Origin of the sequence: Pseudomonas sp. Tri1, from assembly GCF_017968885.1 — a bacterium.
Classification (GTDB): domain Bacteria; phylum Pseudomonadota; class Gammaproteobacteria; order Pseudomonadales; family Pseudomonadaceae; genus Aquipseudomonas.
The window spans coordinates 2,962,944-2,974,568 of the sequence record NZ_CP072913.1 but is presented as its reverse complement, the minus strand read 5'-3'; the positions used below and the strand labels follow the sequence as shown (position 1 = coordinate 2,974,568).

Here is an 11,625-nt window from a genome sequence, read left to right as displayed (position 1 = left end):
ACTGTGGGAGCCAGCTAGCTCCCACAGGATCAACAGCCCTGATCGGCAGATCAGGATGTCCCCGTTTTCCGCTACAGACGCTGCCTACCTGCAACCGCTTAAATACCCCCCGCAAGCTGAATCGTTTCTGTGGATGGATTCCACAGGCGATGCCTGGTCGCCCGCCGATCAGGCCTTTCACCCACCGCACGATCACTCTAGAGGGAGCCTTATGCATGTGATCATTACGGCCATCGGTTCAGCCGGTGACGTTCACCCGTTTGTCGGGATCGGCCGCACACTCGCAGCCCGCGGGCATCGGATAACGTTTTGCGCCAGCGCGGCGTTCGCGCCGGTGATCGAGCGCTGCGGCTTCAAGTTTCTGCCATTGGGTACCCGCGAGGAATATCAAGCGGTCATGGCTGACCCGGCGCTGTGGCATCCGCGCACGTCACTGCCCACCTTATGGAAAACCGTCGGCGGTACCTTGCGTGAGCAGTATCGACTACTGGAGCAAGCGTGTGACGACGACACTGTCATGCTCGGTTCGTTATGGGCGTTTTCCGCCCGCCTGCTGCAAGAAAAGCACGGCATCCCACTGGTCACCGGGCAGGTCACACCGTTCGCCATCTGGTCGCCTCTCGCACGCCCTACCCATCCACCGGGAACGAATCTGCCGGCCTTTGTCCCGTATCCCTTGAGACGCCTGCTGCTGGGAGTCATCGAGCACGCCTTCCTCGATCGGCTCATGAAGCCGGAACTCAACAGTTTTCGCCGTGAATTGGGCTTGCCCCCGGTCAAGCGCATCATCAGCCAGTGGATCTCCTCACCCGATCGGGTCTTGGGCTTGTTCCCGGACTGGTTCGCCCCAATCCAACAGGACTGGCCGACCCAGACGGTACTGACCGGGTTCCCGTTATTCGATGAGTCCGGCTTCGAGGAACCCGACGCCGAACTGGAGGACTTCCTGGGCGTGGCCCCACCGGTGGTGTTCACCCCGGGTTCGACCACAGTCAATGCCGAGCAATATTTCGCCGCCGCGGCTCAAGCGCTGAAGTTGATCGACCGCCGCGGAGTGTTCCTGACCAGTCAGCCGGTAGACCCGGCGCTGTCCAGCGACGGCAGGATCCTGGTCAGGCGCTACGTCCCCATGAGCCGCATCCTGCCCCACACCTCGGCCCTGGTGCATCACGGAGGCGTCGGGACCACGGCCCTGGCAATCGCCGCTGGGGTGCCACAGATCATCACGCCATTTGCGCACGACCATTTCGACAATGCAGCACGAATGCAAAGCCTGGGGTGCGGCCTGCGGATTTTCTCGCCTGCCTCTGCCGAGTCACTGGCCACGGCCCTGGACAAGGTGCTGAACAGTCATGACGTGCGTGCCAGTTGTGACCGCTACAGCAAGCTGATGCCCAGTGGTGAAAGCGCCCGCGAAGCGGCAGCGCTGCAAGTCGAGGCACTCGCTCGCACGGCCACGTATCGCGTCGCGTAATCACGGATTGATCGGCGTTTGACTCTGCGCTGCCAATGGCTCGGCCTGAAGGCATCACTCTTTTCATTCGTTTCATCGGGCCAGCGGATCGGCCCACGGAGAACCTCATGACTCAGACCATGCCCGCTTCGAGCGCAGAGCAGGTGCTTTATCCCCTCACCGCTCCGCAACTGGATATCTGGCTGGACCAGGTGCTGCACGGTGACAGTCCGTTGTACAACATCGGCGGCTATGCACGCATCAACGGCGCGGTCGATGCATCACTGATGCAAACGGCCATCGATCAAGTAGTCAACCGCCACGACGCGCTGCGGATCCAGCTGGTACCCGGCTCGAGCGAACATCCTCTGCCACGGCAACGGTTCCTGGGGGCTGTCAGCGTTCCGATGACGGTACATGACGTATCGGGCCATGACGATCCGCAGGCCAGCGCACTGGCGTTGCTGCAGGAAAACCTGCAGACCCCGTTTTCCTTTGACCGCGGACTGCTGTTGCGCGCCGACCTGATCAAGATTCGGGAAGACCTCTACTACTTTTTCGTCAACTGCCATCACCTGATCGTCGATGGCTGGTCCTTCGCCATGATCGGCCGTGCTGTCAGCCAGGCCTATACCGCCCTGCATGAGCAGACGCACAACCAAGTCACGGCGCCGAGCTATCAAGCTTTTATCGAGCAGCAAGTCACCCACAAGGATTCGGCCGCGTTCCAGCGCCAACGCCAATACTGGTTGGACAAGTACCGTACCCTGCCCGAGCCCCTGCTTGCCCCCCGCTATCAGAGTCGCTTCGGCCAGCACCTGGCACCCAGCCAGAACCATGCCTGGCGCCTGCCACGAGCGCTTTACAATCGTCTCGCCGAACAGGCGAAAGCCACAGGCCAGGCGACTGTCTTCCACGTCATGCTGGCCGCGCTGTACAGCTACTTTGCACGCATCGAGCAACGCGATGAAATCGTGATCGGCCTGCCCATCCTCAACCGCGCCAATGCCACACACAAGGCCACGCTGGGTCTGTTCGTCGGCATGAGCCCGGTACGCCTGGACCTGGGCACCGACCTGAGCTTTGCCGAGCTGGCCGGCAGGATTGCCCTGACGCTCAAGCAGGACTATCGCTATCAACGCTTTCCGTTGAGTGAACTCAACCGTGAGCTCGGGCTGCAGAACCTCGGTCGGCGGCAGTTGTTCGACGTGGTGGTGTCCTACGAACAGGATCAGGACACCTGGTACGGGCCGGCACTGGCGCAACCGGTCAAGCTCAGCAATGGCTACGAACAGCTGCCACTGGCGATGCACATTCGTGAGGCGGCGCCAGATGACGATGTGTGGATGCACTTCATCTACAACGAAGCCTATTTCGAAGCCGCGCAGATCGAGGCACTGCAACAGCGCTTCATGCACATTTTGCAAGGCGTGGCGGATGACTTCGACGTACCGGTCAGCACCCTCGACCTGATGCCGGCCAATGAACGCCAGGTGCTGCATGAATACAATTGCACAGACGTCGACTACCCCAGGGATGTGCTGCTCCATCAACTGATCGAGGCCCAGGTCAGCGCTCGCCCCGAAGCGCTCGCCGTACGGTTCGCAGAGCAAGCACTGACCTATGATCAACTGAACCGCCAGGCCAACCGACTGGCCCACGCCCTGCTGGAGACCGGCCTTGGCCCGGACGCCCGAGTCGCCATCTGCCTGGAACGCAGCCTGGAGATGGTGGTAGGCCTGCTGGGTATTCTCAAGGCGGGCGCCGCCTACGTGCCCCTGGATCCGGGTTATCCGGCCGACCGCTTGAGCCACATGTTGAGCGACAGTGCACCCAGTGCGCTGATTACCACTCGCGGGTTATTGGCGAGCCTGCCCGCCGCGACGATGCCGGTACTGTGCCTGGATACCGACCAGGAACGCGTGTCCCGGCAGCCGGAGCACAACCCGGACGCCGCTGCGCTCGGGCTGACGCCCCGACATTTGGCCTACGTGATCTACACCTCCGGCTCCACGGGCCTGCCCAAAGGCGTCATGAACCAACATGACGGGGTGGTGAATCGACTGCTCTGGGCCCGCGATGCCTATGGCGTCGATGAGCACAGCCGCGTGCTGCAGAAGACTCCGTTCAGTTTCGACGTGTCCGTCTGGGAATTTTTCCTGCCGTTGCTCAGTGGCGCGCAACTGGTCGTCGCTGCTCCCGACGGGCACAAGGATCCAGGCTATTTGATGGACATCATGGCGAGCGCTGGCATCACGCTGTTGCATTTCGTGCCGTCGATGTTGCAAATCTTCCTCGATCAGGTCGAACCACAGCGTTTGCCGGCGCTCGAGCAGGTACTGTGCAGTGGCGAAGCCTTGCCCCATGCCTTGCAGAAGCGCTTTTTCGAACGCTTGCCCAACGTGCAGCTGCACAACCTCTATGGCCCCACCGAAGCGGCCATTGATGTCACGGCCTGGCATTGCCGGGCCGACATGCACGAAGGCATCGTGCCGATCGGCCAGCCGATCGCGAACATTCAAATGCATGTCCTGGATGCGAACCTGCAACTGCTGCCACCTGGTGTGGCTGGCGAGCTTCATATTGGTGGGCTGGGTGTCGCCCGAGGTTACCTGAACCGTCCCGAGCTGACGGCCGAACGCTTCATCCAGGACCCGTTCCGGGATGACCCGCAGGCCCGCCTGTACAAGACCGGCGACCTGGGGCGCTGGCTGCCCGATGGCAGCCTCGAATACCTGGGGCGCAATGATTTCCAGGTGAAGATCCGCGGCCTGCGCATTGAACTCGGCGAGATCGAAGCGCACCTGCTCGCCTGCGAGGGCGTCAAGGACGTGGTGGTGATCGCTCGCCAGGAAACCGAAGGTGATGCGTACTTGTGCGCCTATCTGGTGAGCGAACCCGGATGCAAGCTGTCACCGCAAACGCTGCAAGATGATTTGCGCCAGCAGGTACCCGACTACATGGTGCCCAGGCACCTGATCGAGCTTGAACAATTGCCGTTGAATGTAAATGGCAAGCTGGACCGCAAGGCCTTGCCCGAGCCTGCCGACACCCTGGGTACCGATACCACAGCGCCGCGCACGGCATTGGAGCAGGCGCTGGCCGACCTCTGGCAGGAAAACCTCAAACGCACGACGCTGGGCATCCACGACAACTATTTCATGCTTGGCGGCGATTCCTTGAAGGTCATTCACTTGCAGATCCATGCACGTGAACAAGGCATAGCGCTGACCCTGGCGCAAATTTACCAGCACCCCACTATCGCGCAACTGGCCCAGTCGCTACAGACGCAAGACCTGTCATCCACCCCGCTGCTGCCTTTGAAGCACGTGGCACCTTTTGCCCAGGTGCCGGCAGAGATCCGCGTGACCAGCGCGGGTCTGTACGATGATGTGTTTGCGGCTTCGCAGCTGCAAGTCGGGATGATCTATCACTCGATGATGCATCCGGAGTCGGCGATCTATCACGACATCTTCCGCTATCGCCTGCGCCTGCGTTGGGATGCAACGGCTTGGGATCGCGCCTGTGAGACATTGATCCGGCGCCACCCGGCCCTGCGCATGTCATTCGACATCGGCCACGCCGAAGTGCCCATGGCCCGGGTGCATTCGACGGTCGAATCACCGGTGCAAGTCATCGATGTTGTTTCACTGAGCCCGGACGCACGTGCCCAGGCCATTGCCGCCTATGTGGAGGAGCGCAAGGGTTACCGCGAAGACTGGCAGCGGGCGCCGCTGTATCAGTTCTGCGTGTTCGTCGCGCAGGATGAAATCGACCTGGTCTTGAGCTTCCATCATGCGATCCTCGATGGCTGGAGCGTCGCCACCTTGATGCGCGACTTGATCACGCTCTACACCTCGGCGCCTGGAACCGACGCCCTGCCAGCCCTGACCACCACGCCGGCCGACTTCATTGCCCAGGAGCAGGCGGCCATGGCAAGCGATGTTCACCGCCGGTTCTGGGGCGAATACCTGCGCGATGCGCCTGCCGCCGCCATGACCAGCTGGATCCACGCGGTCGCTCCGGATCCGACGCCGCATCGCTCGGCCTATCGGGAATTGCCTGCAGCGGAGCTGGCCCGCCTCGAAGCGTTCTGTCGGGCCCACGACCTGCCGTTACGTGCAGTCTTGCTGACGGCCCATGGTTTCGCCCAAGCCATCATGTCCAATCAAAAGGAAGTGTTGTGCGGCGTCATCAGCCATGGGCGGCCAGAGTTCGAGGATGCTGCCTCGGTCCTGGGCCTGTTCCTCAACACCTTGCCGGTGCGCTTCAACGCCCAGGGCCAGAATTGGCTTGAGGTCATCCGGGCCTTGATTGCCCAGGAACAACAGGTGTTCGCCCACCGGCGCTATCCGTTCGCACTGATTCATCGCGAAACCGATGTCGCCCTGAACGTGGTGTTCAATTACGTCGATTTTTATGTGCTCAAAGACATGCTGGCCCAAGGCGAAGGAATTCTCACCGAGTGGGAAACCACCGAAGCCAGCAACTATGACTTGCTGACCACGCTGGGCCGCCACCCTGGCAACGGTTCGCTGATGTTGAAAATGGACTACTGCACAACGCGTGTCGCCACGAGCCAGGTCGAGGCCTATGCCGAATACTTGCTGCGCACACTGGAACTGATGACCGCCGCCCCCGATGCCAAGCCCAGCATCCCGGCCTGGCTGCCGCGCCTCGAACGACCCACGCCACAGGCAGCCGCGGCAGTTGCCCCTGACAATCTGTCGGCCCTGCTACTGGACAGCTTCGCCCGCCACGAGCAGCAGACCGCCGTCAGTTTTGGCCAGGCCCGCCTGTCTTATCGGCAGTTGGGAGATACCTGCGCACAACTGGCGAGTTGGCTGCACCAGCAGGGTATCGGCCAGGGCGACCGGGTCGCGATCATGATGCCGCGCTCGCCTGACCTGATCATTGCCTTGCTCGGCGTCCTACAGGCTGGTGCCGCGTATGTACCGATTGACCTGAGTTATCCGAATGAGCGCATCCAGCTGATTCTCGAAGACTCGCAACCGGGACTGGTGCTCTTCGCCGATGCATCTGCACACCTGGCGATGACCCTGGCCGGCCAGGCAGACGTCCGACACTGGGACAGTGTGGTCGCCGGCTTCGACACCAACCTGGTACGCAGTCACGCACGGGTTGCCTCTATTGCCGCCGACATCGTGGCTGACGATAACGCCTATTTGCTCTATACCTCCGGTTCGACGGGCCGCCCCAAGGGCGTGGCGATGCCGCACCGGGCATTGACCAATATGATCCTCTGGCAAAACCGTCAGCAGCCGGCCGGACCACTGAAGACGCTGCAATACTCGCCCATCTCGTTCGACGTATCGTTCCAGGAGATTCTCTCGACGCTGTCTTGCGGCGAAGAACTGGTCATGATTGATGAGGGACTGCGCTATGACTTCATCCGGTTGTTGAAATTTATCAGCGCGCAACACGTCAATCGCCTGTTCCTGCCCTATGTCGCCTTCCAGGGGTTGGCTGAAGTCGCCATGCAGCTGGGCATTCGGCCGGTGTCGCTGCGCCAGATCAACGTGGCCGGCGAACAATTGAAAATCACCGCCGAAATCCGTGAACTGATCGATGGCATCGGCGATTGCCGGGTCGAAAACCACTATGGCCCGACCGAGGCCCATGTGGTCACCCGCCTGGCGCTTGAAGGCGCCACGGCAAACTGGCCGAGCATGCCGTCGATTGGCACGCCCATCGATGGGGTGCACATGCATGTCCTGGATGCGGCGGGCAACCCCTGCCCGGTCGGAGTCATGGGCGACCTGTTCATCGAAGGGGAATGCCTGGCCAACGGCTACTGGAACCGACCCGACCTGACCGACGAACGTTTTGTCTATCGCCAGTTGGCTGGCCAGACCCGGCGCTTGTATGAAACCGGCGACATCGGTTTCTACCTGCCCGGAGGCGATCTGGTCTACCAGGGCCGCAGTGACGCACAAGTCAAGATCCGTGGTTATCGCGTCGAGCTGGGCGAGATCGAAGTGGCCATGCTCGGCTCCGCCCGGTTCAGGGCCGACATCCAGCAGGTAGCGGTCATCGACAAGCCCGCGACCGATGGCAGTCGGTATCTGGTGGGTTTCGTCCAGCCCCTGCCGGGCCGCGAGCCGGACCTGGACCAACTCAAGGCCGAACTGCGCCTGGCACTACCCGACTACATGGTGCCGAACACCCTGGTCAGCATCGCCAAGCTACCCCTCGGGCCTACCGGCAAGATTGACCGGCAGCGGTTGCAGAAGATTGAAGTCCACAGCACTTTGCTGCGTCCGTTCATCGCGCCGAGAAATGCCATGGAGGACCTGCTGCAAGCCTACTGGCAAGAAACCCTGGGCCTGGAAGACATCAGCGTCTACGACAACTTCTTCGAGCTGGGGGGCAACTCGCTCAAGGCCGTACAACTGGTTGCCATGCTCGCCAGGCATCAGAGCCTGGAACCGTCGCTGTCGGACTTCATCCAGGCCCCGACCATCGCCGAATTCGCCCAGGTGTTGCAGCACACTGAAACCGGCCACCCTGATACCGGTGCGCTGGTGGACTTCAAGAACGCCACGCGCAAGCCGCCATTGTTCCTGGTGCACCCCATCGGCGGGCATGTGCTGTGTTATGCGGCATTGGCGCGGGTGCTCAAGGACCAGGTCCACCTGTACGCACTGCAAGCACCGGGCACATGGGATGCCCGCGCCCCTTTGCAATCGGTACAGGCCCAGGCGCAGTACTACGCAGATGCCATTGAACAGGTCGCGCCTGAAGGGCCACTGAACATTGGCGGCTGGTCCTACGGCGGCGTCGTGGCGTATGAGCTGGCGAGCGAGTTGCAGCGGCGCGGGCGGCGTCTGCATAACGTGTTTTTGCTCGACACCATCGTGCGTGTCAGGCAGGGCGAGGTGCAGATAGAACGCACCGAGTTCATGAATTGGTTCATGTGGGAACTGCTCAGTGGCGATGGGCAGAAGGAATACGCCTACCACGCCCTGGACTTCGCCTCCATGGGCGATTCCCAGGCCTTCGCAGCGATCAGGCAGCACGGCATCGACCAGGGCATTTTCGACCAGAGCATCACCCTGGCGACACTGGATCAGCTGTTCCGGGTGTTTCATGCCAACTGGCAAGGGTTGCTGGACTATCGCTTCCCGCCCCTGGACTTGCCTATCACGCTGTTCGCGGCGGATGTCGAGCTGCCCGATGTGCTGCAAGCCCCCCATGAGCTGGTGGGTACGGCCTTTCGCGACCCCTACCGTGGCTGGCGCTCGATTGCGCCCCAGGTACAGCGAGTCGCCGTGGAGGGCGACCATTTGACCATGATGCGCGAACCTCATATCGAGCGAGTGGGCCAATTCATCAAGTCCCGAATGGACGTGGCCCGGGCCAGGAATACCGGGGCCGTGACGGCATTCGCATAACCGTTACCGAACAGTCGCGGGGCAGGATTGGCTGCCCCGCCAGACTCACATGCCCGGTCGTTCCGGGCCAGATACAGGTGAAACAACATGACAGAACCCAGAAAAGCCATTGTGGCCGGCGCCGGTATCGGCGGCCTGACCGCCGCCATCGCGCTGCAGCGAGCGGGCTGGCAGGTCAAGGTCTTCGAGGCGGCCCAGACGCTGCGTACCGGCGGCACCGGTTTATCGATCATGGCCAATGCCATGGCGGCGCTGCACTCGATCGACGCCCACGTTCCGGTGGAGCAGGCAGGCCAGGTGATCCGCCAGTTTTTCTTCAAGAAACAAAACGGCGATCCCATCACCAGCATGCCTATCCACGAGATCGGCGAACAGCTGGGCCACCCCAACGTGAATATCCAGCGTCCCCTGCTGCTGCGTGCCCTGGCGCAGCAACTCACACCTGACACCCTGACGACCGGATTGCGTTGCGTGGGATATATCAATCTCCCGGATGGCGTAACGGTGCAGTTCGAAGATGGCAGCAGCCAGGAAGCTGATCTGCTGATCGGTGCAGATGGCCTGAACTCGGTGATCCGCCAGCAGATGCTTGGCGAGACACCCACCCGCCCATCGGGTTATGTCGCCTGGCTGGCGGTCACGCCCTTCAGCCATCCGGTCATGACCGACGGCTACGTGGCGCATTACTGGGGGCGTGGCAAGCGCTTCGGGCTCTGCGATGTGGGGGACGGCCAGGCGTATTGGTGGGGGACCTGCAACCATAAAAACGCAGCGGATGCCGCGCTCAATATCAGTAAACAGGAAGTGCTCGGCGCTTACGCCGGCTGGGCGCCGGAAGTCATGGCGGCCATCGAGGCGACACCCGAGAATGCCATATTGAAAATGCATGCCCGGGATCGCCATCCCGTGGAGCAATTCTGTGACGGCCATGTGGTGCTGTTAGGTGATGCGGCTCATCCCATGCTGCCCAGCCTGGGCCAAGGCGCGGCGCAGGCGATTGAAGACGCCGTGGTACTGGCCGATCGCTTGGCCCGAACGCCGGAGCTGCGCACCGCGCTGCTGCATTACCAGGCGTATCGACACCCCCGGGCCAATGGGATCGTCAACGCCGCTCGCTTCATGAGCGGTATCGAACAGGCCGAGTCGACGCTCACCTGTTGGCTTCGAGAATGGTATTTCCGCCTGACCCCGCAAAGCAGCCTGCGTAAAAAGAATATCGACATCCTGTCATTCAAGCCCTGCGCATAAACCATCAAGGGGATCAGTCACCGACCTGGGCCGGACGATGTGAAAGCGCGTCTGGTCGCCCGCGCCCGGGATGAGTCAATGACAAAAAACGACTCCCATATAGACAGAAAACGACATTTTTTATAAACGAGAATCGAGAAGATCAGCATCTTTCGCCATAGCTTGAAGCCGGATTCCGGGCATTTTTGCCAGAAAATCTCTACCGTCAGGGCCGTCAAAAAAGCAGATGGCGAACGCCCTCACCGGGCCGAGAAAAGAACCTAAGCTATTGATTTAATAAAAATTCTACGGATAGACGCTCAGAATCAATCCCCCCGTTGCATTCACGTTCCGAGGAAAAGCCTTTCGTCAAAGAGTCAAATTTCTTCAAGGAGGCATCACCCAAACTGCCCCCCTCTGACCCGGAATGTCCCTGTTTTCCCTTACAGACTTTTCCTACACTGGAACGCTTAATAGCCCTACCAGCTGAACCGTTGTTTGTGAATGGATTCACAGGTGATATTTGACCCCAGGTATCAAATCCAGAAGAGGCTTCAGCATTTTGAGAAGCGGTCGGATTTTCTTCCGTCAACAATCACTGAGATGCAGAGCTTTTTCGCAGTATGCAGGATAAGCATAATGAATCGACATGCGTATATTGACGGTGCCGAGAAATCGCACCTCTACGTAGAGCTAGGAAAGCTGATTTCAAGTGTCGGGCACGAGAGTTTCTTGACCAACATGCACCAGATGATCGAAACATCCGTGCCGGTCAGTCGACTCGAATTGAGTGAGTGGACAGTCGACGATACCCAATCGAACGTCCTCGATGTCCAGTTGTTGGGGCACGCGGGCTTAGAGAAACACGCGCAAATGCAATCGGCTTGCCCTACCAGTGCGGTACAGCGCAACGATCACCCTTTGGTGAAAAGAGTGCTGGAGGTGGATGACGCCCTGCTGATTCACCTGAACGCCCGGATGAAGGACGAGAAAGGCAATACCTGCCTCGGCACATCCCATCAATGCAATCTGATTTCCCGCAAGGCCAATCGTCGTTGTGTGATCTCGTTGCATCGTTCTCAGATACAACGCGACTTTTCCCTCCAGGAACTGTCCTTTTTGAAATACCTCTCCGAGACCCTGCTGCCGCTGGCGGAGCGCCATGCGCACCTCAACCGGCAGTCTTGCTTCAAGACCCCTGGCAGCGCTGCGAGCCAATCACTCAATGCCGCCGACCAGACCCAGTTGCAGCGTGACTTCCATGAGCGATTGAGCCCGTGCGACGTGACCCTTTCGGTGCGGGAAAAAGAAGTGTGCCTGGGATTGCTGGCCGGTGGCACCGTACCGGAAATAGCAGAAAAGCTCAGGGTCAAGAACAGCTCCATCGAAACCTATCTCAAACGTGCCGCCGCCAAGCTGGGTGTCAGCGGGCGACATGGGCTGGCGAAATGGATGATCGGATCATGACGACGCGCGGCGGGCAAGCGCGGACCCAACAGAACCCGCCTACCCGCGCCTGCGGGACCTGAA

General features: G+C 60.6%; 4 protein-coding genes. All 4 read left to right on the top strand.

Annotated features, from left to right (window positions below; all coding sequences use genetic code 11):
• The first annotated feature begins 211 nt into the window (after positions 1-211).
• The 4 genes from J9870_RS13170 (at position 212) to J9870_RS13155 (ending at position 11,562) form a co-directional block, all read left to right on the top strand.
• Positions 212-1,474, top strand: coding sequence for a nucleotide disphospho-sugar-binding domain-containing protein (locus J9870_RS13170; protein WP_210644667.1), 1,263 nt, complete (start codon positions 212-214; stop codon positions 1,472-1,474).
• A 107-nt stretch (positions 1,475-1,581) separates the two neighbouring features.
• Positions 1,582-8,868 carry a non-ribosomal peptide synthetase gene (locus J9870_RS13165; protein WP_210644665.1) on the top strand — a complete coding sequence of 2,429 codons (7,287 nt, stop codon included), beginning with the start codon at positions 1,582-1,584 and terminating at the stop codon, positions 8,866-8,868.
• An 87-nt stretch (positions 8,869-8,955) separates the two neighbouring features.
• Complete coding sequence (locus J9870_RS13160; protein ID WP_210644663.1) at positions 8,956-10,116, top strand: FAD-dependent monooxygenase; 1,161 nt, start codon at positions 8,956-8,958, stop codon at positions 10,114-10,116.
• A gap of 618 nt (positions 10,117-10,734) precedes the next feature.
• Positions 10,735-11,562: a helix-turn-helix transcriptional regulator gene (locus J9870_RS13155; RefSeq protein ID WP_210644661.1), complete on the top strand. Its 828-nt coding sequence runs from the start codon at positions 10,735-10,737 to the stop codon at positions 11,560-11,562.
• Positions 11,563-11,625: the final 63 nt, after the last annotated feature.